The following is a 24,048-nucleotide window of genomic DNA, read 5'->3' on the forward strand; positions in this document are numbered from 1 at the left end:
TGATGGCATGATCAGGGACGAACGCTGGACTGGAGTTTACCATTTTGAGGACTCGCCCTTTATTATGGAGATCCTAACCGAGCTCAGGGACGAGAGGACTGGGCCTATAGCCTTCAGAAAGGGACTCGTCAAGCTTGGGCGCTACATGGCCTACGAGATAACCAAGACTATGGAGACAGAGAGAATCAGAATAAAGACGCCCCTCGAGGAGACTGACGGAGTCCTCATCACTGACAGGCGCAACGTTGTCATAATAACAGTTCTCAGGGCCGCGATTCCGCTGATGGAAGGTCTGATCAAGGTTCTCGACCACGCCCGCGTGGGCATCGTCTCGGCCTCCCGCGGCAAGGCTCCGAAGTTCGAAATAGAGATGAAGTACGTCAAGGTACCCCAGATAACAGAGAAGGACACAGTCATCATAGCCGACCCGATGATAGCGACGGGCTCAACGCTGATTAAGGTTCTCGACGAGGTCAAGAAGTACGGAAAGGCCAAGCGCTACGTCATCGTCGGCGTCCTGGCCGCTCCAGAGGGAATAAGCAGGATAAAGGAAGCTCACCCCGACGTGGAGATGTTCGTCGCGGCGATAGACAGGGAGCTCAACGAAAAGGGCTACATCCTGCCAGGCCTTGGCGATGCCGGAGACAGAGCATTTGGAGCGCCGATTAAGCTTTGAAGCCCTTCTTCTCTTTTAGATTGTTTAAGTAAAACACTGTAAAACCGCCAAATGAAGAATAGACCCCTTGAAGAACTGGCAGTTTTAGAATGACATGCCAACCTTAATCAGTCAAAAACTTTGTGTTGGCAAGGGCTGTGATGGTGCGGGGGCGGGGATTTGAACCCCGGAACCCCTGCGGGAGTGGATCTTGAGTCCACCGCCTTTGACCAGGCTCGGCAACCCCCGCGCCCAAAAGCGCGGTCAGAAGGAATAACTAAAGGCGAACTTATAAATTTAACGTCCCGACAAAACTCGGTAAAAGCTGAGAGACAGAAAACAGAAAAAGCTCAGCGCTCGAGCCTCTTGACGCCTTCCCTCGTGCCAACGAGGACTATGTCGGCTATGTCAGCGAATATGCCGTTCTCAACTACGCCCGGAATGTTGTTGAGCTCTATCTCGAGGTCTAGCGGGTCGTCGATGCGGTGGAACCTCGCGTCGAGGATGAAGTTTCCGTTCTCCGTGACCACCGGCCCGTCCTTCTTGCTGGCCATCCTGAGCTCGGCTGTGGCGTTGAAGACCTCGAGTTCCTCCTTTATGGCCCTCCACGCGGCTGGGATGACCTCTATGGGCACTGGCATCTTCTGACCGAGCCTCTCTACGAGCTTGCTCTCGTCCACCAGCACGAGAAACGTTCCCGCACGGTACTCGATGATTTTCTCCATTGTCAGCGCTGCCCCGCGGCCCTTTATCAGGTTCAGGTTGGGGTCAACCTCGTCGGCGCCGTCAACGGCTATGTCTATAGCATCAACTTCATCCAGGCCAACAACTGGAACGCCGTACTCGAGTGCCAATAGTCTTGCCTGATAGGACGTCGGGACGCCGTAGACGTCTTCGAGTTCCTCTTCCATTATGAGCTTGCCGAGATACTCGATGAAGTAGGCCGTAGTGGAGCCTGTTCCAAGGCCCACTATCATATCGTCCTCGATGAACTTCAAAGCCTCTTTAGCAACCGCTCTCTTCAGCTCCTCCATCTGCTCACCCCGTCACCGTTCCGTTATGGGTGATTTGATAGAGCAGGCTCTGGTTCGAGTAGAACACCGGCTGGAAGTTTATCATGATAGTGTAGCTGAGCATCGTGAAGTAGAGCCAGAACAGGAACCAGCCCCAGAAGGCTCTCTTAAGCACCATTCTTTCGTCCTCAATTTCGGACGGCAGCTCCTTTATGAGTGCCAGAACGAACTTGTCGATGACGAAGTACAGAGCAACGCCGAGCAGCCAGCCGTATTGGACCTTTGCCGCTGCTATTCCACTGATTAACCCAGTGATCAGTCCCCACAGATATACTGATAGTGAAAACTTATGTTCAACTGTCAGCCCCACGTTCTTCACCTACGGTTAGCTTTTAAAAGATGGTTTAAAACCTTTCCGTTAAGCGGAGAGTGTCTCGAGGAACTTCCTGCCCTTCTCGGTTATGCCGTAGTAGACCCGCCTCCCCTTCCGATAGGATTCCTCTATCAGACCGAGGCTTTCCAGCTCGCGGAGATGCTGATAGACCGCTTGATACTTGAGGGGCTTCTCCAAGGCCTCCCAAATCTCATAGCCGTACATACTCCTCCCACTAAGGAGCTTAAGGATTTCCAGTTTTGTGCCACCAATCGCAAACTTCTCCCTGCTCTCGGAATAATGGCCCTTAAGGCCAGAACTCGTCACTATAAGGGCTATTCTATCGTCCCTATCAAAGTAGCCCTCCTCGGCAAGCTTGAGAAGAGCCGGGACTATAACAGCGGATGCATACTCCGCAAAGATGCCCTCCTTCGCGAGCAACCTCTCACCGAGATCGAGCTCATCCTCCCCCACGAGAACAGCTGTCCCATCGCTCTCACGTATGGCCTCCAACGCCAGCTCCTTCGTGAGCGGGTTCTTTACGTACAGCCCAAGTGCCTTGGTCGGCTCTGCCTTAGGCTCGATGCCAAGCACCTCACTCGCTATGGGTGAGCACCTCTCAGCCTGAACCGCTATCATCCTGGGCATCTCATCGATGGCCCCGATGGTGAGGAGCTCTTTAAAGCCCTTGTAGATGCTGTAGAGGTTGCTGCCGCTCCCAGTAGGAACTATCACATGCGTAGGGCTAAGCTCCTCCCACAGCTCAAAGGCTATTGTCTTCTGCCCCTCAAGGCCCACTACGTTCCTCTCGGGCGTGACGTTGTAGAGCCCCTTGCCCTCGGCCAGTCCATCGGCGTAACTTATGCCCTCGTCAACGCTCTCGCCGTATCGTATTATCCTCGCCCCGAAGGCCGCTATCTGAGTGAGCTTGCACTTCTCTATAAGCTTTGGGACAACTGTATAGGCCTCCTTGCCGGCACGTGCAGCGTATGCGGCAAGCGATGCCGCAGCGTTTCCGTTGCTGGCAACGACAAAACCATTCTCAGCGTAGGGCAAACCGTGTGAAACAGCCACACTAACGAGCCTGTCCCTGAAGGAACCGGTCGGGTTCCTCGTCTCGTCCTTGATGAAGACGTTTAGGCCCAGCTCCTCCCCCAATTTAGCCTTCAAAAGGGGAGTCCCACCCTCACTCAGGCTCACAACTTCCTTGACGTCCGGAAGAAGCTCCCTATAGCGCCAGACACCCTTAACACGGTTCCTCCACTTGGAAACGTCTATGGACTCGTAGTCGTAGGTTATCGTCAAGGACGCCCCACAGGAGCACTTAGGGGGAATAAGGGAGGAATAGACCCTCCCACAGGAGGGGCACTTCACCCGCATTTCCATCACTTCAACCTGATCGCGTCGAGGTTGTTCGGAGCCCTTGTGCTGAGACCGAACTTCTTGTGGATGCTCGTTGAGAGGTCGAGACACTTGTGCGCCTCTCCGTGGACGGTGATGACCCTCTCTGGCCTTGGCCTGAGGCGGGCAATGTAGCTCATGAGCTCCCGTCTGTCTGCGTGACCGGAGAAGCCATCGATGGTGTAAACCTCCATGTTGACCTGAACGACCTCTGTCCTGCCATCCTCACCGACCAGTGGGATCTCACGCAGGCCGCGCTGCACCTGCCTTCCGAGCGTTCCCTCTGCCTGGTAGCTGACGAATATCATGCTGTTCCTCGGATCGGGAGCGAGCTGCTTGAAGTACTCAACGCTCGGCCCACCAACGAGCATGCCCGATGTCGCTATGATTATCGCCGGCTCGTCGCTGTCTATGATGTCCTGCCTCTCCCTGCTGTTGGCGACGCTCTTGAATATCGGGTTGAGGAACGGGTTGTAGCCCTCGTGGAATATCTGCTCGCGGAGGTGCTTGCTGAGGTACTCCGGATAGGCCGTGTGTATGGCGGTTGCTTCCCATATCATTCCGTCGAGGTAAATGGGCACGTCTATGCCGCCGACGCGCGCGTACTCCTCGAGCACCATCATTATCTCCTGGGCTCTACCGACGGCCATCGACGGAATCAAGACCTTGCCCTTCCTCCTGATGGTCTGGTGTATGATCTCTATCAAGCGCTTCTCGGCTTCCTCACGCGGCATCTGGTAGTCGTTGCTTCCACCGTAAGTCGATTCCATCACGAGGGTCTCCAGGCGGGGGAACCTGCTCACGGCTGGCTCGAAGAGCCTCGTGGGGATGAACTTGAAGTCGCCTGTTATGGCTATGTTGTGCAGTCCGTTGCCTATGTGGAGGTGGACTATGGACGAACCAAGGATGTGGCCGGCGTTGTGGAGCGTAAGCCTCATGTCCGGGGCAATGTCACGGACCTCACCGTAGTCAAGGGTTATGGTGTGCTTGATGACCTCCTTGATATCCTTCGGCCTGTAGAGAGGCTCCATACCGCTCATCTGCTGGATTTCGATGAAGTCCTTCTGGAGGAGCACCATCAGGTCCCTCGTCGGCGGGGTCGTGTATATCGGCCCGTCGAAGAGGTTGAACCTGAAGAGGTAGGGCAGCAAACCGCTGTGGTCGAGATGGGCGTGGGTTATGATTATGGCATCAAGAAGGCCTGCATCCAGGACGTAGCGGAACTCGGGCGCGTCGAAGTGCGGGAAGGCCTTCTTTGGGTCGCGGAGGGCAGCTATATTGATACCAAAGTCGACCAGCACATAGCTCTCGTTGGTCTGGACGAGCAGCGCACTCCTGCCAACCTCACGGAAGCCTCCAAGGCCCGTGATTCTAATCCACTCACTCTTGAGCTCGGGCTTGCGGTAGATGTTCCTGCCCACCTGCCTGAGGAACTTCCTCCTGTCCTTGCTCTCAGTCTGAAGGATCTGCCGGATTGAGTAAATCGTCTGGGACTGTATGGGCGGTGTCCTTATAACGCGCGGCGCCCAGTGAACCTTCTGAGTGATTAAACGAAGCGTCTCGCCGTTCTTTCCAATGACGAGACCCGGCTTTTTGGCCTCTATTAGAACCTCACCGACAGATGGATCAAAGCTTATGTTGGTTATCTCGGCCTCAGGCGGGACGAGAGCTTTTATCATCTCCTCCGCGCGCTCAGGTGGGAGGAGAACGTCTGGATCAGGCCTTACACTTATCCTCTTCTTGAGCACCTTGGCGAGGTTCTTTATCAGCTCACCGTCCTGCATTATGGCCTCGGGATTCTTGACGTAAATAACCAGCTCCGGCCCCTCGAACTCAACGTCCGTAATCCTTGCCTCCTTAGGAACCATCTGGGAAATTACTGCTTTTATATCGCGTAGAATGTCATCAACGAAGGTCTCTCTCCTTATCAAAGCCACCACCTCACTTTAGAAGAGCCTTTATCTCCTCTTTGCTCAGCTCTCTGTAGCCCTCCTTTGTTATGGTTATGAGGGTTATCCCATCACCCGTGAAAACGTCGCGCCTGGTGGCGATATTTATCGCCTTGAGGGCGAGCTTAACGCCCTCTTCAACAGTCATATCATCCTTGTACTCATTCTCGAGAACCGCAAAGGCGAGCTCCATTCCGGAGCCAGCCGCGGTGAACTTGTCCTCGGTAACGCCGCCCGCCATATCGACAGAATACAGCGCGGGATTCTCATTGTAGCCGGCTATTAAGAACCATCCAAAGTACGGCACGAGTCTGTTCCCGTGGAGGATGTTCGCAGTGAGGGTAGCGAGTGCCTTAACGCTCATCTCCCTTCCAACCTTGGCCCTGTAAAGCCTGGTCTCAGCCTGGAGAAGCCTAACCAGAGCCAGAATATCCCCAACGTTCCCTGCACCCGCCAGGGCAAGATGGTCGTCTATCTGGAATACCTTGGTGACGTCCTTGGACAGTATCATGTTGCCGAGGGACGCTCTCTTGTCCGCTGCCAGCACCGCGCCGTCCTTACATACAATGCCGACTGTAGTCGTTCCTTTTAGCTTTTCAGCCAATTACAACACCCCTGTTGGTCTGCTTTTAGAATAGAAGAACCTCTACAAGTGCGGTTTAGGGGAATAGTATTTAAAGGTTTCGTCCCAAAAGAGGGGGCAGTGGGGTGGTAGAATGAAGGAAGTTATACTCTTAACTGGCCCGCCGCTCAACGGCAGGGACGAATATATAACCGAGGCCCTCAAGCTCGCCGAAGGGGAGAGCTACGTATACTATCACGTTTTTGACTACATAAGGGAAGTCGGCAAGGAGCTCGGCGTTAAAATCACGCGCAAGAACGTTCTAGATTTCGCAATAAGCCATCAGGATTTGATGAACGAGATAAGGGACGAAGCATTCAATAGAATAAGAAAGGAAATAGATGAAAGCGACAAGAAGTATCACCTTGTCTCAACTCCCAGCCTCTTCCGCTGGGGAAGTGGGAGCGTCCTAGGGTTCACCACGAGCAATCTTAAGCTCCTCAGACCGAACAGGGTGATAATTGTCCTGGACGACGTGCTCTCCGTCAGGCGGAGGATAATAAACGACCCCGAGTGGTTCGAGCGCTTCGGCAAAGACCCCGAGAACATAAAGCTGACAACCCTCGTCATGTGGCGTGAGGATGCCATAAACCACGTGAAGACCCTCGTCCACGAGCTGAAGAAAGAAGGCCTTGAAGTCCGCTACGTCCTCCAGTTCGGCATAAGGCACCCACACGAGGTCTTCCTCAACCTGATTTTCAGGGAGAATGAGAAGCCCCTCATCTATCTCAGCTACCCGATGACGGGCCACGAGAATGAGTACTACCACCGCGTCAGGGACTTCTACGACAAGCTGAGCAAGCACTTCACGGTTCTCGACCCTGGCGCCCTCGACGACTGGTGGGTGGTCGCCGAGTACGACAACCAAGTAGCTAAAGACCCATCCATAAGGAGGATTAAAATCAAGCACCTGCTCGACGGCGAGGAAGTTGAGGAACTCGACAGGGAGGACATAGAGCAGGCTACCGACATTCTAAGAAGACAGCTCGTGGAGAGGGACTTCAACTTGGTCGATGTCAGCAAGGCAATAGCGGTGTATCACTACGCGGAAGGAGTCTCTGCAGGGGTTATCAGCGAAATGGCCGAAGCCTACAGAACGCTCGCTGCCATATACCTCTACTATCCCTTCGAGAGGCGTCCGAGTCCGTTCATGGAGTTCTACGGCATGCAGAACCCGTCACGCAGAACCATGTTCAAGGACGAGGACGAGATGATAAGGGCGATGGTGGAGGAAAAGGACTACTGGGCGAAAGCTTAGATCTCTCTTCTATCCTAATTTTTCGCCAAAGAAATTGTCCCGTAGAGGCCACATCAGGATCTCAAAGCAGAGGACAGCCAAACGGCAAGAAGAGAATTAAGAAGAAAGGAGGCAAGAAATCACTTCTTGACCCATCCGCGGTCCTTCATAGCCTGGTAGACCCTGCTGACCGCGACGACGTAGGCGGCGTCACGCATGTTGATGTTCTTCTCCTTGTGGGTGTTGTAGACGTCCCAGAAGGCCTTGGTCATCTTCTTGTCGAGCTTGGCCCTGGTCTCCTCGACGGTCCAGTAGTCACCGGTTATGTTCTGGACCCACTCGAAGTAGCTGACGGTAACACCACCGGCGTTACAGAGGAAGTCCGGTATGATGAGGATGCCCTTCTCGTAGAGGATCTCGTCGGCCTCCGGGGTGGTCGGACCGTTGGCGAGCTCGGCAACGATCTTGGCCTTGATGTTGTCGGCGTTCTTCTTGGTGATGACCTCCTCGATGGCCGACGGAGCGAGGACGTCGACCTCGAGCTCGAGGAGCTCCTCGTTGGTGATGTTCTGGGCGCCTGGGAAGTCCTTAACGCTGCCGTTCTTCCTCTTCCACTCGAGGACCTCGTCGGCGTTGAGGCCGTCCGGGTTGTAGATGCCGCCCTTGCTGTCGCTGACGGCGACGACCTTCATGCCGTACTCCTCGCTCATGATCTTGGCCATGTAGTAGCCGGCGTTACCATAACCCTGGATGGCGATGGTCTTGCCCTTGAGGGTGTCCCATCCGAGGGCCTTGGCGGCCTCTCTGACGGTGAAGGCAGCGCCCCTGGCGGTGGCATCCATCCTGGCGACAATACCACCGACGCTCGGCGGCTTGCCGGTGATGATACCGAAGGCCGGGGTCTTCCTCCTGCTGATGGCCTCGTACTCGTCCATCATCCAGGCCATGATCTGCGGGTTGGTGTAAACGTCAGGAGCGGGAACATCGGTGTACGGGCTGATGATGTCGTAGATAGCCCTTATGTAACCGCGAGCGAGCCTCTCCTTCTCCCTGTCGGAGAGCTCCTTCGGGTTGCAGATGATACCACCCTTACCTCCACCGTACGGGAGGTCCATAACGGCGGTCTTCCAAGTCATCCAAGCGGCGAGAGCCTTGACGGTACCAAGGGTCTCCTCAGGGTGCCACCTGATACCACCCTTGGTCGGACCGCGAGCCCAGTTGTACTGAACCCTAAAACCGGTGAAGACCTTAACAGAACCGTCATCCATCTCAACAGGGATGCTGACTTCGAGAATCCTCTGAGGCCTCTTAAGGAACTCGAGAGCCTCTTCGCTTATGTCCATATACTGGGCAGCCCTCTCGAGCTGCTGAACCGCAATCTCAAACGGGTCTATCTCGACCATCTTTTACCACCTCAGGTTTCGGTAATTTGCGATACGGGTTACGACGGTCACATATATAAATCTTTCGCTAAAGGAGGCAGGAGAACGGCCAATTTCAAACAAAAAGTTATATACGGAAATTTTCGGCCAAAAGAAAAAACCTGCCGAAATTTTAGGGCAAAAACAAGGCTGTACATCCAAGATTTTTTATACATTGACGAACATTAAGGGACACGGTTGAATAAGAACGAATGAAACAAAATTGAAACGGGATGCCCTCAGCGAGAAGTCGGTCATCATCCCGTCAGCTCACTCTCTGTTCCAGTCATCGGGCATTCGTTTGTCATATTCTATACATATATTAACCCTTCGCAAATGCCCATTGGGAGGTCAGCCGGATGTTGTCGCCCTTTTTAACTATCCGGTAGAACATTGTCACAATGACCATTTTCTAATTACGAGACACTAACGTACTGAAAGATATATAAGAATTAAATTTCAACCATTTCACGGTTAAGCAAATCGTCTTTTGTCGAAAAAAGGCAGCAGAAAGCTTTTTATAGAATGTTATATGCTATACATAATACCCCGTAACAGTGCACGGGGGTTTGTTGTCCATCCATTTAAGAACGGAGGTGAAAGGCTTGGAGCAGAGGGATCAATGGGCAACAAAGATTGGTTTGATTTTAGCCATGGCTGGAAATGCCATCGGTCTCGGAAACTTCTGGAGGTTCCCATACCAGCTAGCTAGCAACGGTGGCGGCGCTTTCATGATACCGTACTTCATAGCACTGGTATTCCTTGGAATTCCAGTGATGTGGATTGAATGGACCACTGGTCGCTACGGTGGTAAGTACGGACACGGTACAATCGGGCCAATGTTTTACCTCATGGCCAGGGAGAGCCTCAAGCCAAGAACGGCTTTAATCTTCGGTATAATCGGTGGAATGCTGGCCTTCTCTGTCGCTTCCCTGCTTAGCTCATACTACTACCAGGTCATAGGCTGGTCAGCAGCGTACACCTACTACAGCCTCACCGGTGCTTACTTCGGAAAGGACACCGTCCAGTTCTTCCTCGACTACGTCGCCAACACCAAGGCAGTGCTGTTCTTCTGGGGACTGACGATGCTCTTCCTTGGAATAGCCGTTGGACAGGGCGTCAGTAAAGGTATCGAGCGCTGGGTCAAGGTCATGATGCCCGTCCTATATGTATTCGCTATACTCCTGGTCATCAGGGCCCTTACCCTCGGTTCACCGGTTAAGCCAGAGTGGAGCGCCATAGCAGGTCTTGAGTACATCTGGAAGCCAGACTTCACAGTACTCAGGGAGAACTTCTTCAAGATAAGCCTGGCAGCGGCGGGACAGATATTCTTCACCCTGTCCCTCGGTATGGGTATCATCCACAACTACGCTTCCTACCTCGGCCCTGAGGACGACGTTGCCCTCTCAGGTCTAGCCACGGTTTCGCTCAACGAGTTCGCAGAGGTCATCCTCGGTGGTTCGCTCGCCATACCGATAGCCTTCGCCTATCTCGGTCCGGAGAAGGCAGTCAAGGGCGGTGTCGGTCTCGCATACATGGCCCTTCCGAACGTCTTCGCCAACATGACGGCAGGTCAGATATTCGGTGCCATGTGGTTCCTCCTGCTCTGGTTCGCAGGATTCACTTCAGCTATAGCCACCTACAACTACCTCGTCGCCATGCTCGAGGAGGACATTCACATCGAGAGGAAGGTCGGCACCTGGGTCGTCTTCGTGTTCCTGTTCCTGCTTGGACTGCCAGTTGCCCTTGACAGCACCCTAGCGTACCTCAGCGAGCTCGACATGTGGGTTGGTTCCTACTTCCTCGTGCTGCTCGGTCTCTTCGACATCATAGTTGCAGTGTGGCTCTTCAAGCCCGATAACTTCTGGAAGGAGCTCCACAAGGGTGCTTACATTAACGTTCCGGAGTGGTACAAGCCGATAATGACCATAATAGCGCCGCTGTTCATGCTGTTCCTCCTGGGTGGCAACACCTGGGACTACATAAGGAACGGAGCCTTCTCAGTATCGGAGTACTATGTCACTCAGATACTTGGATACGACTACACCCCAGAAGTCATCAGCCTCATCACCAGGGCCAGGATAGTGATCCTCATAATCCTCGTCATCGGCGCCATCGAGGCATACCTGGCCATCAAGAAGAAGTACGGCGAGGAGCTGGCAAAGAACGAGGTCATCATAAAGATCTGAGGTGGTCGAGATGGACACGGGTGCGTTGGCCTTCCTGGCCTTTGCATGGGGTTCGATATTTATCTTAATGTGGTGGAGCATTAGCAAGCTCCTCAAAGCCGAAAAGGAGCAAAAGGCTTAAAGCTCCCTTTTCTTTTACCTTTTGGAGGTGCTTTTATGAAGAGTCAAGAGATTCTGCGAGATGTAGCGCAGACAATTGAAGATACTGAGAAAAAAGTTAACTCCCTCACCAAGCTCTCAGATAAAAATAAACAGAAGGCCCTAAAGCTCCTCGAGGAGGCGAGGAGGAACTTCATGGAACTGTCGGAGAACGTTGCCATCGACAACCAGGAGCTGGCCAACTTCTTCCTCAAGAGGGCTGTCAAGCTGAAGAACAACACCAATGACAGGTTCATCGAAAAGATGGGCGAGAAGGAGTACATGAAGTCTGTGAGCATGATAAACAGGTACTCAAAGGCTGCCCCCTACGACTTTGCCGGAAAAGTGAAAGATCTCCAAAGGGCATACAGGGCATTCCTGTTCGGAATGATACCGTTCTACGTCGTTTCAGGCATCTTTGGCCCAGTATACGCGGTAACGGCCCTTATCCTGATAATCCCAACCCTGTTAGCTATGTTCAGCCTGAGGAAAAGGGGAAGCCTCGGTCTGATGCTCTCCTTCGCCGTCATGCCGATTCCGATGGTCATGGGGGCATTCTCAATACGCTATGGCATATACGCCCTAACCAACGAGGGGGAGCTTACGAGGATAGCGGAGGCTCTCGGGCAGAGCTTGGCTGTCGCACAGGGAATAGCTGTACTGATAACCCTCCTAGGAGCGGCAAGCCTAATCCTGCTCGGCTATGCGAGCTACATGCTCTACAAGCACAGGCACGCGTTCCTTTAATAGAGGGCCTCGTTGCCCCTCTCTCCAGTTCTTACTCTGATGGCATCGTGAACGGGCAGAACGAATATCTTTCCATCTCCCGGAATTCCGCGCCTCGCGTTTCTAACGATGGTGTCTATAATCTTCTCAAGGTCTTCGTCCTTGGCGACAATCTCAATCTTCACCTTCGGTAGCAAGTCGTAGGGAGGAACTCCACCCTGAACGCCGCGCCCCTGGACGGGATAGACCGTCAGAGGAATTATACCAAGCTGCTTGAGGGCGCTCTTAACCCTATCAAGGTCCTCGTTTCTGATAATTGCCTCAACTTTCTTCATGGGTATCACAATGATATTTTGGAAAAACTCCCGAAAAAGCTTTCGAAAATTCAAAGAAAAAGGTCAAAAACAAGTATCACCTAATCTGTCTCACAAAATACCCGCCATTTTCAGCTTGGCAAGCGTCTTTGGCCCGATGTCCTTTATCTTAAGCAGGTTACTTTCGGGCTTTCTGGGAGTTTTCTCATTCTCTCGCCGATCCGCTTCGCCTTTTGAGGGCAGCTTTCGCCTCTCTCACCATCAGGGAAGAGTCAACGCCTCTTTCCTTGATAACACTGCGGCTCCCCGTCCCTCTCTTGGGCTTCTGGGCAAGGGCTTTGGCAACCTCCCTCGCATAGGTCCTCTACTCTTCCATCTTGACGAGTTCTTCGGGTTTTTCCTCCTTCTTCTCAGGCGGAACCTCAGGCGGCTCAACGTATTCCGGAACCTCAGGGGGATTCCCGCTCACGTAGTGAGCAATGATGATGGGCCGGAACGGATTGTCACGCTCTTCGAGCTCCTCAAGGAGCTTGAAGTCAAACTGCCCGGTCTTCATGTACATCTCAAGCTCGTTGGCCAGCCTGTGGAAGTCACTCGCGTGGAGGAGAACCCTCCTCTTACCGTACTCCTTCGCCTGACCCGTCGTGATGAGGAACTGCCAGTCGCTCGCCTCCAAGATGAGGAGTTCTCTTGCGAGCTGCTCCAGAATTCTGTCAGCGAGCCGGTCCTTACCGTAGTATTTAGTCGCCAGCGCCACCATCCTGTCCTCCGCTGAATACACGTACTCCCAGGTCCATTCCGTCTCCTCGTTCCACCATGTCGAGTGGTCCGCATTCTTGCCCCAGGAACCCTCGGGAAGTTCTATCTTGTGCCTCTCGCCAGAGTAGCTATCGAGAAATTCTGAAAGCGTCGTCGTCCTTATCTCACACTCTGCCATGAGCTCAAGAACCCTTCCAAGCCACTTAACCCCCTCAAACCACCAGTGGCCGAAGAGCTCTGTGTCGTAGGGCGAGACAATTATGCCTTTTTCGCCGAACTTCTTCTCATGCTCCGTCAGGAGGCGCTCAATCAGCGAGACGAAGTCTCTCGCATGTTCTTCAACGCGCTCCATAGCTTTGTCAGGGTCGTAGAACTCCTTATCACCGAGGTCGACGTCCTTGCCCGTTACCCGCCAGTATTGGCCGCCACTCTCCTCGGCCTTCTTGTGGAACTCCCTGTACCAGAAGTCACCGGGGTAGCCGAAGTGGGCACTCCAGACCTGATGGCCAGCCTCGCGGTTTCTGGCGAAGATCGCAATGTTGCTTCCCTTAATCCAGTAAGGCCTGAGTGTGCTCTTCTCAGTCTCGGCCAGCGTTACCTCACCGTACTCCTTCGTTACGGGTCCCTCATCAATTAGGTTGCTCTCCACGAAGAAGTATTCAAGACCAAACTCCTCGAGAAACTTCTCGATTCCCTGTCTCTGCACCTTCTTTCCGCCGGGCAGTGGCCATTCTCCCCCGGACCTATAGGCGCATTCGGGCAACCATATCCCCCTAGGCTTCCTGCCGAAGTGCTTCTCATAGGTTAAAATGCCGTTGGCGAGCTGAGAGCGTATGGCCTCGTCCCTGCCAAGCAGGGGCAGGTAACCGTGGGTCGCCGCTGAAGTTATCACCTCGATGTAGCCCTCCTCCTGAAGCTCGCGGAGCTTTCCTATGATGTCGCCGTTGATAGCTTTCCAGTAGTCGTGGACTTTTCTGAAGTGGTCGAGCATGAAGCTTACAGCTTTCTCGTCGTACTTTCCACTCCTCAGATCTTCCTCTGTTGCTTTCAGCTTGCGTGCCAGGTACTCCTCAAAGCCACGCTTGATATAGTCGTCGGCCAGCTGCTCGGCGAGAACCGGCGTGACGTTTATGACCAGCCTGAACTTCATGCCTTTAGCCTTCAGCCTCTCAAGCTCCATAAGCAGGGGCAGATAGGTCTCGCTCATAGCCTCGTAGAGCCACTCCTCACCGAACGGCCATTTTCCATGCTTCCTCACATAGGGGAGGTGGGTGTGGAGAACAAAGGTTAGGTATCCTTTCACTATATATCACCTAGAGTGTTATGTACGTTCGACTATTTAACCTTAACCTTTGATTTTTCGTTGGGGAGACGAAATCAGCCAGCAACCCTTTAAACTCAACCGCGAAATCTCTTCGGGTGAGAGAATGAAGGAGGAGATGAGCAGCGTTGACATACGCTACATCGTGAGGGAACTGCAGAGCTTGGTGGGCTCTCGCGTTGACAAGATATATCACGATGGAAACGAGATAAGGATAAAGCTCCGCACGAAGGAGGGGAGGCAGGATCTGATTTTGGAGGCGGGCAAGCGCTTCCACGTCACGACCTACATCAAAGAAGCACCAAAGATGCCATCAAGCTTCACCATGCTTTTGAGGAAGTACCTCAGCGGCGGTTTCATAGACGCTATAGAGCAACACGACTTCGACAGAATAGTCAAAATTAAGGTGGGCGACTACACTCTCATCGGCGAGCTCTTCAGGAGAGGAAACATAATACTGGTTGACTCTGAGAACAGAATCATCGCTGCACTCCGCTACGAGGAGTTCAAAGACAGGGCGATAAAGCCGAAGGCAGAATACAAGTTCCCGCCAGCAAGGGAAAACCCGCTCGATGTTGAATGGGAGCGTTTTAAGGAGTTAATCCTGGAGGAAGATGTCGAGGTAGTCCGGGCGCTGGCTAGAAAGCTCAACATGGGCGGCCTATACGCGGAGGAAATTCTTCTTCGGGCGGGGATGGACAAGAAGAAAAAAGCGAGCGAGCTGAGCGAGGAGGAGCTTAAGCTAATCTTCGACACTATGAAGGCTCTTTTCAAAGAGGAGCCAAAGCCGAACATCGTCTTCAAGGACGGTGCCATGATAGATGTCCTGCCAATAGAGCTGAAGTGGTACGAGGGGTATGAAAGGGAATACTTCAGCACCTTCAGCGAGGCACTTGACGAATACTTCGGGAAGATAACCGTCGAGAAAGCCAGGCTCGAGCAGACAAAAAAGCTTGAGGGGAAGAAAAGGCAGCTCTTAATGACCCTCAAAAAGCAGGAGGAAATGCTGAAGGGCTTTGAAGAACAGGCGAGGGCAAACCAAGAACTCGGGGATCTGATATACGCCAACTTCACGCTCATTGAGAATCTCCTAGCAGAGTTCAGGAAGGCCGTTGAAAAGCTCGGCTGGGAGGAGTTCAAACGACGAATAGAGGAGGGGAAGAAGGCAGGCAATAAAGTGGCCCTAATGGTCAAGTCCACCGACCCGAAGGAGAAGGCGGTAACGATAGAGCTCGATGGGAAGAAGATTCGTCTCTACCTCAACAAGAGCATAGGTGAAAACGCGGAGCTCTACTACGAGAAGGCCAAGAAGGCCAAGCACAAGCTCGAGGGAGCGCTTAAGGCCTACGAGGACACGAAGAGGAAGCTGGATGAGATCGAGAAGCTCATAGAGGAAGAGACGAAGAAGGAGCTCGCGGTAAAGAGAATAGAGCGCAGAAAGAAGAAGTGGTTCGAGAAGTTCCGCTGGTTCGTGTCGAGTGAGGGCTTTTTGGTCCTGGCTGGAAAAGACGCCAGCACGAACGAGAACCTCATAAAGAAGCACATGAATGAAAACGACCTCTACTGCCACGCGGACGTTTACGGAGCTCCTCACGTCGTCATCAAGGATGGCCAGAAGGCTGGGGAGAAGACGCTCTTCGAGGCCTGCCAGTTTGCAGTGAGCATGTCAAAGGCCTGGAGCCAGGGACTCTACAGCGCCGATGCATACTGGGCGTATCCAAACCAGGTGACAAAGCAGGCGCCGAGCGGTGAGTACATGGGCAAGGGAGCCTTCATGGTCTACGGAAAGAGGAACTGGTTCCACGGGCTTCCGCTCAAGCTTGCCGTTGGGGTAATAAACTATGAAGGCGAGGACTTCGTGGTCTGCGCGCCGGTTGAGGCAATAAAGACCCACACCGACAGGTACATCGTCATAAGGCCCGGTTCGTTGAAGAAGAGCGAGCTGGTGAAGAGAATCAAACGCATCCTCGAGAAGTGGGGCTATAAGGTGAGAGAAGAAGACATCATGGCAGTCCTGCCGCCGGGGAACGGTGACGTAGTAGAGGTGGTCGGCGCTTAGAGCGCCTTTCCCCCTCCCCAAATAAAGCCGACGACGAAGCTTAGCAGTGCTATTATGTAGCCTTCCCCGAGTACCGCAAAGAATCCCTCACCATACACATGCCATGCCACGAGAGTAAGGATGAACACTCCGATGACCCCGATCCCAGGCCCAGTGCGGCCGCCGAGGAGACCAAAGAGAATCCCGACGAGTATCATGAATATCCCCGTGAAGAAGACGATGAAGAGGAATATCGTGCCGACGCTTTCTGGGTTGAGCCACCAAAAGGCCCCCTCAGGACCGTTTGAGCTGCCCAGGGTTTCCTCGAGTATGGCAAGGAAGGTGATTTCCTCCACGCCACCGTTGACTGGTATCCTGAACCAGGGGAGAATGAAGGACAGGGCCACAACAATGGAAGACAGAAAACCGAGCAATCTCATAACTTCTCCCTCACAGGCCTCATACAAGCTCTTTCCCCGTTGTCGTCATCACGAGCTTTCCGTGCTTGACGCCCTTCAGGCTTATCAGCCTCTCCGCTATCTCCTTTATCCTGCTCGCCTTGCCCTTAACGACGACGACTTCGAGGCAGTTGTGCTCATCCATATGAACGTGAAGGCTTGAGACGATCTCATCGACATAGTCATGCTGTAAATCGAGGAGTTCCTTAACGACATCCGCCTCGTCGTGGTTGTAGACAATGGTTATCGTCCCGGCCACCTCTTTGTCTCCCTCCTCCCACTCGTGTCTGACGATAAAGTCCCTCATCAAATCCCTGATTGCCTCACTCCTGTTGACGTAGCCCTTCTCCTCAATGATGCGGTCGAACTTCTCAAGCAGCTCATCGGGAACGGATACACCAAAGCGCGTTATCTTCATAACACCACCGTGATATCTTTGGGCCTCATCGTTAAAAAGATGACGCGAAATGCTTTTATCCTTCGGAAAACAAGAAGTGGCCATGCAGATGGAAGAGCTTTACACCACAGCCCAGATGGAGCTCGCAAAGGACCTGGTGTTCGAGATAGAGGGAGAACCCGTTACCCTCTCAATAAAGGGTGTTCTGATCGCAAGGGTAAAATCGAAAAGCTACAACTTCTCGTTCTTCGAGCTGAGTGAGAATGAGTTCGTCCTGGCAGTCCAGATGAAGGGGTTCACAGTTTACCTCGGCATAGAGGCCGACGAAGAGCTAAACGAGGAGGCCTATCCCGAGGTGGTGAGAATTCTCCTCGAGCATCTCACTCCCCAGATAGCGCTTCTGGTGACGAAGGCGGAGAAGAGCTATCTGGGAAAGGCGGACATTTTGCTTGACGACGACATGAGCCCCGAGATGAAGGAGTTCTTCTACGGCCTGCTCGTGAGGCACAGGAAGGGTGAGCTAATCTATGAACAGACCGAGGTTGCTTAGCCCGGAAACATGAGTTCAAGGAGAACTATCAGCGCTATCATCGACGCTAGGACGAGCATGGTTCTCTTCGTGTAGAGTCTTGCCGCTCTCCTCTCGTAGTAGCTCCTCGGCGAGACATTGAGGATGTACAGCCCAAGCAGCGAGCCGGTCAGCAGGCCAAGAACATTCTCGAGAGTTAGGATCAGCGAGCCGCCGAAAACATCCAACCAGCCCATGACGAGGGATATTCCAATGACCGTCGTTGGGGGGACGAGGGCGGCAGCAATGGAAACGCCAGCCAGTATCTCGGGTACCTTGCTGACTATAGCCACGACACCCGCGTAGCCGAGTATAACGGCCAGCAGGATGTAAACGAGGCCGGAATTTCCGCGGATCGCTATCTCGTGGGTTGGCTGAGAAGGCATAACTCCAGCCAGCTTGAGGATGAGCGTCACGATGGCGGCGGAGAGAAAGATAACTACCAAGAGCTTAAGGATGGAATAGACGGCGTTAAGGGCGTCTCTCCCCTTGCCCATGACGACGTTGAGGGAGAATCCGTAGAGGGGGCCGAGGATAGGAGAGAGGAGCATGGCAGAGATTATCATCACGATGCTGTCGTTTATCAGTCCGAAAAGGGCTATTATGGAAGCGACCGCGCCGAGGGTGAGCTGAATCGGATCAACCGTTGCCTGGTTGTTGGCGTCTTCTATGAGCTTTTCTATAGCTGCGAGACTCCAGCGGCGCTTGAACTTCCTGAGTGACTTGAGGGAGTTGGCGTACTTGACGGACTTGCCGCTCACCTGCGACCACGTTATCGCCGAGTGCCCTTTTCTGAGGTCTATAGCCTTCATGAGCTCGTCTGCAAGGTCGTTTATGATGAAATCAGGGACAAGGGCCACGAACTTGAGGACGCGGTGATCGTTGCCCCTTACCTCTTCCATGTAGAACTGGACGTTCCACTTACCGAGAACCGCAGAAACTTGCTCTCCCTCGGTTTCATCACAGTAGACCTCAAGCCGGAGCATTAGGCATCGTATGATATTGTAAGGGGAGGTTAATAACCGTTTCCGCTACGATTGCCCCTGCCGCAATCAGTGCGGTTGGCCCCTCACGCGGAAATGCATCCCGTCCATGGAACGGTCTTTCAAGAGGTCTTCGGCCCTAATGCCGAACGGAGCAATCCCATCCAAACCCGCGTGAAAAGTTTTGGCGGGCATGTATCCCAGAACATCCCTTCGCAGCTCAGAGCTTGCAAAAATGTCAAAAATCTCGACATAATCGTGAAAATAATCGTCATTTCTCCAGTCAACTTGAAGAAAAACATTTAAGGGTTGCAATCCCTTGGACTTCGATGCACCATGATGACCAGGAGTGATTGTTTTTGGCGTCTCTGAGGTCCCCCTGAATGTTTGGGTTAGCCTAACGGCTCAAGGGCGGGATCGTTTTTGGCCTGACTGATAGGGGGGCTCGTTTTTGGAGGTTCTAGAGGATTAAGCTTATGCCTCCACCCAGCTGGAGCTTTCTGCTTTGGGTTAGTCCTTACTCTCTTTATTCCCTCGCCTTTGGGACTTCTTCCAAAAATCAGGAGGTGGTTTGAATGAAAGCCGTTCTGCCGGATTCCGAGATACCAAAGAGGTGGTACAACATTCTGCCCGACCTGCCGGAGCCTTTGGCACCGCCCCTCGACCCGGAGACGGACGAGCCGATGGAGCCAGAGAAGCTGCTCCGCATCTTCGCAGCGGAGCTGGTGAAGCAGGAAATGAGCATGGAACGATACATCGAGATCCCAAAGAAGGTTCGCGAGCTCTACGCTAAAATAGGCCGTCCCACGCCTCTCTTCAGGGCGACGAACCTCGAAAAGGCCCTCGGAACGCCGGCGAGGATATACTTCAAATACGAAGGGGCTACCGTCACAGGAAGTCATAAGATAAACACCGCATTGGCTCAGGCCTACTACGCGAAGGAGCAGGGCATCGAGAGGCTCGTAACAGAGACGGGTGCGGGCCAGTGGGGAACTGCCCTGTCTCTGGCAGGGGCACTAATGGGGATAAAGGTTCGCGTTTACATGGCTAGGGCCAGCTTTTACCAGAAGCCCTACAGGAAGACTATAATGCGTCTCTACGGTGCCGAAATCTACCCCAGTCCAAGCGACAGGACCGAGATAGGAAGGAAGTTCCTGAGCGAAGACCCAAACCACCCAGGTGGCTTGGGAATAGCGATAAGCGAAGCTATCGAGGACGTTCTAAGGGACGAAAAAGCGCGCTACGCCCTTGGAAGCGTGCTCAACCACGTTTTAATGCACCAGACGGTCATAGGCTTGGAAGCCAAGGAGCAGATGAAGGAGTTCGAGGAGCCAGACGTCATAATTGGCTGCGTTGGGGGAGGAAGCAACTTCGCCGGCCTGGCCTATCCCTTCGTCAAGGATAGACTAGACGGCAAAGCTGACTACGAGTTCATAGCGGTTGAGCCAAGGGCGGCACCGAGCATGACGCGCGGCGTTTACACCTACGACTACGGGGACTCTGGAGGGCTAACGCCGAAGATGAAGATGCGCACCCTCGGCCACACCTACTACGTCCCGCCGATACACGCTGGCGGCCTGAGGTACCACGGCCTGGCTCCAACGCTGAGTATTCTGATAAACCACGGGATAGTTAGGCCAGTAGCCTATCATCAGACGGAGGTCTTCGAGGCGGCCAGGCTCTTTGCCAGGACGGAAGGCATAGTTCCAGCACCCGAGAGCGCCCACGCGGTCAGGGCTGCAATAGACAGGGCCCTCAAGGCGAAGGAAGAGGGCAGGGAGGATGTCATCCTGTTCAACCTCAGCGGCCACGGCCTTCTCGACCTCAAGGGCTACGGGGACTTCCTCGACGGAAAGCTTGAGGACTACGAGCCAGAAGAGTTTCCAGCTTTGAAGGGGGAGGTTTAGCTTTTCCTCCCCAAAACCATTCTTGGATAAAAGTCCAGGCTTGCCCTAGCTTGAGGGATCTCCATGCCAAGCGCTATTCCGAGGCTCATCAAATCCCTCGGCGAGCGGACTTCCCATCTGCTCTCGGCTGAAGATGTTAAAAACCTCATGGCACCGTATTTCTCGACAAGCTGCCAGGTTTTCATCATGAAGCGCAGGATCTGAGCTCTCTCGTATGGGCTGGCCCTCAGAATAGGTGATAGGGAGAAACCTATTGCCACGTTGTTCTTGGCCGCAAGCCTCGCCAGTATGTGGTCAAAGCCCGGATCTTTTCTGCCCAACCACGGACTTATGAGAGCATCGACGCCGAGCTCAAGGGCAAAGCGGTTCACCTTCATATCTCCGCCCTGAACGTAGATGAGGGCCTTGAGGTTTCTGCCCTTGACTTCACGGATTAGGGAGGGCTTCTTTGTGACGAGGAGGAGGGCAACTTTACCGTATCTCTCCCTCAGCTCCCTAATCTCGGCTTTGAGTGCCTCGAAGTCTGGCCTATCGTCGAGGAAAAGCCTCTTGGTGAAGACCACCTCGTCGAACCACTCCTCGGCCAGCTCGTAGGCCTCTTCACTCCTTACGTCCATCTCTATCCAGTGCTCGCGGGAAAAAGAAATTTCCTCATCAACTTCCTGAATCATTCCTCCAGCCACTCCCTAACGGCTTTGACGACGGCTTCCTTTTTCATCGGGAAGGCTTTGGCCTTTATCTTTATCTGGATGACGTCCTCGCCCTCATCTACCTCTGCCTCGCCGAGGTATGCCCTCTGCTTGTTGAAGCGGACGTAGAAGGTGCCTTCCTCGTCGACCTTCTCGTCGAGGTGGTCAAGGAGGTAGGTTTTATCCCGATCGCTCAGGAGCTCCTTGAAGTATTCGAGGAAGGTCCTGACGGCCTTGCTCCTCTTTATCTCAACGTTCACAACCTTAATCGGATTACCAAAGAAGCCCTGAGTCTCAACGATGTCAAAGAGGACATCATCGTCGTCTATCTCCTCTGGGATGAAGGTTGCTATCGCCTCAAGAACCTTGTCCTCATCCTCAGTCGCGTGGATGAAGGTGGTCAGCCTGATGTGATGTGCCTTTATCTTCGCCATTTTTCTCACCTGAGAAGAGAAACGATGAAGGGTTTAAAAAGTTCGCCTGGGCTGGGGACAAAAAGCTGAAGGAATAGAAACAAAAGGGCAGAATCACTTGGTCTTGCCCTTGTTGGCCCTCACACTGGGCCTGACCTTCTCGGCGCCCTTGCCCTTGTTCCTCAGGCCGCGGCTCTTCCTGCCAGCGCTGGTGAGTCCGCGGAAGACCCTGCCCTTGTGGGCCTTGCCGGCAATCCAGGCGATCTTCGGGTCGCTCTTTATGACGGGGTGGTGCGGGTCGACCATGATGACCTCAAACCACTTGTACATTCCGTCCTCGCCGACCCAGTAGGAGTTGAGGACCTCAAGGTTCGGGAACTTGCGGGCGGCCTTCTCCTCGGCAATCCACTGGAGGCTCTTCTTCGGGCTGTACTTGACCATACCCATCTTGGAGGGCTTCCTACCGCCCTTCCACCTGGGCCTCTTCCTTCCGCCGCGCCTGACGCGAACGCGAACGATGACGTAGCCCTGCTTGGCCTGGTAGCCGAGGCTCCTGGCCCTGTCGAGCCTGGTTGGGCGCTCAACCCTAACGACGCTCGGCTCCCTGCGCCACTTAATCATCCTAACCTTGAGAAGCTGACCGACGTAGGTCTTCTTCGGAGTCTTCCAGGCTTCCCTAATGTACTTGTACATTCCCATCTTTTCCACCTCACTTCCTCGTTTGTGGTTCTCCGCTTAGCGGAACATCCCGCGGGTTCCCCCGCCTAGTCGAGCGAAGTTGGAGATTGAGTTTTTAAAAGTTGCGGAGTAGTTTAGGCGGTGATAGCAATGCGCCTCGACAAGCTCGTTTCCCTCATGGATAAGCAGGGTTTTAATGGAGCTTTGGTGAGCCCCGGCTCAAACCTCTACTACCTGACCGGCCTGCACATCCATGAGGCAGGAGAGAGGCTGACCGTTCTGGCAGTGAATTCCGATGGAGAATATCACCTCCTGGCTCCAAGCCTCTACGAGAACGTTATCGAGGACTTCCCAGTTACCTTCTGGCGTGATGGAGAGAATCCCTACGAGAAGCTGGGGGGAATTTTGGGGGAGCTTGACATAGCCTCAGGCAGGCTCCTTGTCGAGAACACTATGAGGGCCGACTGGCTGATAGGCATCGAGAAGCTCCTCAGGGACTACGACCTCCATCCGCTCAGCAGTCTAATGCGCGAGTTGAGGATGAGGAAGGACAGAGAAGAGATAAGGCTCATGGAGAAGGCGGCCCAAGTCGTTGATGATGTCTTCGAGGAAATCCTCGCCATGGACTTAATCGGTATGAGCGAGAGAGAGCTCGCTTTGAAAATCGAGCTGATGATAAGGGAGCGCTCCGACGGAATCTCCTTCGAGCCGATAGTGGCATCAGGAGAGAATGGGGCTAATCCACACCACGCACCCAGCGAAAGGAAGCTGAAGAAGGGAGACCTCGTTATCCTCGACTACGGGGCCAGATGGAAGGGCTACTGCTCTGACATAACGAGAACCATCGCGTTAGGAAAGCCGGACGAAAAGCTTCTAGAGATTTACGAGGTCGTCAAGAACGCCCAGGAGAGCGCCTTCCAGACCGTCCGCGAGGGGATAACGGCCAGGGAAGTCGACCGGGCCGCGAGAGAATACATAGCGAAGGCAGGCTACGGCAAATACTTCACCCACAGAACCGGCCACGGCCTGGGCTTAGACGTCCACGAGGAGCCATACATAGGGCCGGATGGAGAGGTAGTCCTGGAAAACGGCATGATCTTCACGATAGAGCCAGGAATATACCTCCCGGGCCTCGGGGGAGTCAGGATAGAGGACGATGTGGTTGTTGAAAACGGAAGGGGGGAGAGGCTAACCAAAGCTGAAAGGGATCTTGTTCAGCTGTGACAACTAACGAAGAGGCTTATTGATCCCCCTCAAGCTCCTCCTCTATCCTCTTTATCTCCTCGTCGAGGATGTTCCTTATCTTCTTGAGCAGATCAAGGTATTCCATGACGGTTTCCCTCTTCATCTTCCTCTCGTGCCCAGCCGCTTCAAGCTTCTTCTTGAGCCTCTCATGATAGTCAACGGCCGTGTAGAGGGTTCTCAAAGCCAGGTCGTTCGAGGTCTTGAGGTACTCCCATCCCCTCTCTGTGAGGCGGTACTTCACGCGCCTAACCTTTCCTCGGTACTCCTCCTTAGGTTCGAGGAGGCCCTCCTCGACCATCTTATTCAAAAGCGTGTAGAGATTGCTGTGGCTCGGCTTCCAGAGGCCGACGGTGAACTTTTCGAGCTCCTTCAAGAGTTCATAGCCATGAGTTTCCCCCTTTAAGCCGACAATAACAAGAATTATATTCTTCAGGGGGACAGTAAACAGCCCCTTGATTATGCGCTTCTCTACATTATCGGTCGTTTCTACCACCCCCTTATCATAAATTTGTTCAAAAGGCTTATAAAATATATCCCTCAAAGACATGTCGAAC

General features: G+C 53.5%; 23 protein-coding genes and 1 tRNA gene. 8 read left to right on the forward strand and 16 right to left on the reverse strand.

All coding sequences use genetic code 11. The annotated features are described in order from the left end of the window. Nucleotides 1-7: 7 nt before the first annotated feature. Nucleotides 8-676 carry a uracil phosphoribosyltransferase gene (upp, locus tag E3E23_RS03490; protein ID WP_167906329.1) on the forward strand — a complete coding sequence of 223 codons (669 nt, stop codon included), beginning with the start codon at nt 8-10 and terminating at the stop codon, nt 674-676. 141 nt (nt 677-817) lie between these two features. Here upp and E3E23_RS03495 read toward each other — a convergent pair. The 6 genes from E3E23_RS03495 to psmB all read right to left on the reverse strand — a co-directional run bounded on the left by E3E23_RS03495 (nt 818) and on the right by psmB (nt 5,995). Then, nucleotides 818-905, reverse strand: a tRNA-Leu gene (locus tag E3E23_RS03495). A gap of 100 nt (nt 906-1,005) precedes the next feature. Next, complete coding sequence (rpiA, locus tag E3E23_RS03500; RefSeq protein WP_167906330.1) at nt 1,006-1,689, reverse strand: ribose-5-phosphate isomerase RpiA; 684 nt, start codon at nt 1,687-1,689, stop codon at nt 1,006-1,008. A gap of 4 nt (nt 1,690-1,693) precedes the next feature. After that, nucleotides 1,694-2,047, reverse strand: coding sequence for a hypothetical protein (locus E3E23_RS03505; RefSeq protein WP_371807513.1), 354 nt, complete (start codon nt 2,045-2,047; stop codon nt 1,694-1,696). 39 nt (nt 2,048-2,086) lie between these two features. Then, a complete protein-coding gene (locus E3E23_RS03510; RefSeq protein ID WP_167906675.1) occupies nt 2,087-3,421 on the reverse strand; it encodes a pyridoxal-phosphate dependent enzyme in 1,335 nt (444 codons plus the stop codon). Nucleotides 3,422-3,426: 5 nt separating this feature from the next. Further along, nucleotides 3,427-5,373, reverse strand: coding sequence for a beta-CASP ribonuclease aCPSF1 (locus E3E23_RS03515; RefSeq protein ID WP_167906677.1), 1,947 nt, complete (start codon nt 5,371-5,373; stop codon nt 3,427-3,429). A gap of 10 nt (nt 5,374-5,383) precedes the next feature. After that, entirely contained in the window at nt 5,384-5,995 is a 612-nt protein-coding gene (psmB, locus tag E3E23_RS03520; protein WP_167906331.1) for an archaeal proteasome endopeptidase complex subunit beta, read from the reverse strand. Between the two features lie 112 nt (nt 5,996-6,107). On the opposite strand from psmB, the gene E3E23_RS03525 reads away from it, so the two are divergent. Beyond that, nucleotides 6,108-7,271 (forward strand): hypothetical protein, encoded by a 1,164-nt coding sequence (locus tag E3E23_RS03525; protein ID WP_167906332.1) that lies wholly within the window; start codon nt 6,108-6,110, stop codon nt 7,269-7,271. 119 nt (nt 7,272-7,390) lie between these two features. Here E3E23_RS03525 and gdhA read toward each other — a convergent pair whose 3' ends face one another. Then, nucleotides 7,391-8,653 carry a glutamate dehydrogenase gene (gene gdhA / locus E3E23_RS03530; protein ID WP_167906333.1) on the reverse strand — a complete coding sequence of 421 codons (1,263 nt, stop codon included), beginning with the start codon at nt 8,651-8,653 and terminating at the stop codon, nt 7,391-7,393. Nucleotides 8,654-9,276: 623 nt separating this feature from the next. On the opposite strand from gdhA, the gene E3E23_RS03535 reads away from it, so the two are divergent. Together E3E23_RS03535 and E3E23_RS03540 are read left to right on the forward strand one after the other, a co-directional pair. Continuing rightward, on the forward strand, nt 9,277-10,860 hold the full coding sequence (locus E3E23_RS03535) for a sodium-dependent transporter (protein WP_167906334.1): 1,584 nt from the start codon (nt 9,277-9,279) through the stop codon (nt 10,858-10,860). 156 nt (nt 10,861-11,016) lie between these two features. Continuing rightward, nucleotides 11,017-11,745: an alpha-glucosidase gene (locus E3E23_RS03540; protein WP_167906335.1), complete on the forward strand. Its 729-nt coding sequence runs from the start codon at nt 11,017-11,019 to the stop codon at nt 11,743-11,745. On the opposite strand, the gene E3E23_RS03545 is transcribed toward E3E23_RS03540, so the two are convergent. Both E3E23_RS03545 and E3E23_RS10110 read right to left on the reverse strand, forming a co-directional pair. Continuing rightward, on the reverse strand, nt 11,742-12,059 hold the full coding sequence (locus E3E23_RS03545) for a P-II family nitrogen regulator (RefSeq protein ID WP_167906678.1): 318 nt from the start codon (nt 12,057-12,059) through the stop codon (nt 11,742-11,744). The genes E3E23_RS03540 and E3E23_RS03545 overlap by 4 nt on opposite strands. A 343-nt stretch (nt 12,060-12,402) precedes the next feature. After that, a complete protein-coding gene (locus E3E23_RS10110) occupies nt 12,403-14,100 on the reverse strand; it encodes a 1,4-alpha-glucan branching protein (RefSeq protein ID WP_167906336.1) in 1,698 nt (565 codons plus the stop codon). A gap of 124 nt (nt 14,101-14,224) precedes the next feature. On the opposite strand from E3E23_RS10110, the gene rqcH reads away from it, so the two are divergent. Beyond that, the gene (gene rqcH / locus E3E23_RS03555; protein ID WP_167906337.1) at nt 14,225-16,177 is read left to right on the forward strand and encodes a ribosome rescue protein RqcH; all 1,953 of its coding nucleotides are present in this window, start codon (nt 14,225-14,227) and stop codon (nt 16,175-16,177) included. On the opposite strand, the gene E3E23_RS03560 is transcribed toward rqcH, so the two are convergent. Both E3E23_RS03560 and nikR read right to left on the reverse strand, forming a co-directional pair. After that, nucleotides 16,174-16,596, reverse strand: coding sequence for an amino acid permease (locus E3E23_RS03560; protein ID WP_167906338.1), 423 nt, complete (start codon nt 16,594-16,596; stop codon nt 16,174-16,176). The two genes, rqcH and E3E23_RS03560, sit on opposite strands and share 4 nt — an antisense overlap. 19 nt (nt 16,597-16,615) lie before the next feature. After that, nucleotides 16,616-17,032 carry a nickel-responsive transcriptional regulator NikR gene (gene nikR / locus E3E23_RS03565; RefSeq protein WP_167906340.1) on the reverse strand — a complete coding sequence of 139 codons (417 nt, stop codon included), beginning with the start codon at nt 17,030-17,032 and terminating at the stop codon, nt 16,616-16,618. An 82-nt stretch (nt 17,033-17,114) separates the two neighbouring features. Between nikR and E3E23_RS03570 the strand changes: the two genes are divergently transcribed. Next, nucleotides 17,115-17,561, forward strand: coding sequence for a hypothetical protein (locus E3E23_RS03570; RefSeq protein WP_167906341.1), 447 nt, complete (start codon nt 17,115-17,117; stop codon nt 17,559-17,561). Here E3E23_RS03570 and E3E23_RS03575 read toward each other — a convergent pair. Beyond that, nucleotides 17,558-18,565, reverse strand: a complete 1,008-nt coding sequence (locus E3E23_RS03575) for a TIGR00341 family protein (RefSeq protein ID WP_167906343.1) — start codon at nt 18,563-18,565, stop codon at nt 17,558-17,560. The two genes, E3E23_RS03570 and E3E23_RS03575, sit on opposite strands and share 4 nt — an antisense overlap. Nucleotides 18,566-19,137: 572 nt before the next feature. Here E3E23_RS03575 and E3E23_RS03580 point away from each other — a divergent pair. Next, nucleotides 19,138-20,469, forward strand: a complete 1,332-nt coding sequence (locus tag E3E23_RS03580; RefSeq protein WP_167906345.1) for a TrpB-like pyridoxal phosphate-dependent enzyme — start codon at nt 19,138-19,140, stop codon at nt 20,467-20,469. Here E3E23_RS03580 and E3E23_RS03585 read toward each other — a convergent pair. The 3 genes from E3E23_RS03585 to E3E23_RS03595 all read right to left on the reverse strand — a co-directional run bounded on the left by E3E23_RS03585 (nt 20,466) and on the right by E3E23_RS03595 (nt 22,270). After that, nucleotides 20,466-21,140 carry a Ribonuclease P protein component 3 gene (locus tag E3E23_RS03585; RefSeq protein ID WP_167906347.1) on the reverse strand — a complete coding sequence of 225 codons (675 nt, stop codon included), beginning with the start codon at nt 21,138-21,140 and terminating at the stop codon, nt 20,466-20,468. The two genes, E3E23_RS03580 and E3E23_RS03585, sit on opposite strands and share 4 nt — an antisense overlap. Continuing rightward, complete coding sequence (locus tag E3E23_RS03590) at nt 21,137-21,592, reverse strand: RNA-binding protein (protein ID WP_167906679.1); 456 nt, start codon at nt 21,590-21,592, stop codon at nt 21,137-21,139. The genes E3E23_RS03585 and E3E23_RS03590 overlap by 4 nt, the downstream gene beginning before the upstream one ends. Before the next feature lie 93 nt (nt 21,593-21,685). Then, nucleotides 21,686-22,270, reverse strand: coding sequence for a 50S ribosomal protein L15e (locus E3E23_RS03595; protein ID WP_068666027.1), 585 nt, complete (start codon nt 22,268-22,270; stop codon nt 21,686-21,688). A gap of 129 nt (nt 22,271-22,399) precedes the next feature. Here E3E23_RS03595 and E3E23_RS03600 point away from each other — a divergent pair, with 129 nt between their 5' ends. Beyond that, nucleotides 22,400-23,473 carry a Xaa-Pro peptidase family protein gene (locus tag E3E23_RS03600; protein ID WP_167906681.1) on the forward strand — a complete coding sequence of 358 codons (1,074 nt, stop codon included), beginning with the start codon at nt 22,400-22,402 and terminating at the stop codon, nt 23,471-23,473. Between the two features lie 16 nt (nt 23,474-23,489). On the opposite strand, the gene E3E23_RS03605 is transcribed toward E3E23_RS03600, so the two are convergent. Beyond that, nucleotides 23,490-23,987, reverse strand: a complete 498-nt coding sequence (locus E3E23_RS03605) for a helix-turn-helix transcriptional regulator (protein WP_371807514.1) — start codon at nt 23,985-23,987, stop codon at nt 23,490-23,492. Between the last annotated feature and the right edge of the window lie 61 nt (nt 23,988-24,048).

Origin of the sequence: Thermococcus sp. CX2, from assembly GCF_012027555.1 — an archaeon.
Classification (GTDB): Archaea; Methanobacteriota_B; Thermococci; order Thermococcales; family Thermococcaceae; genus Thermococcus.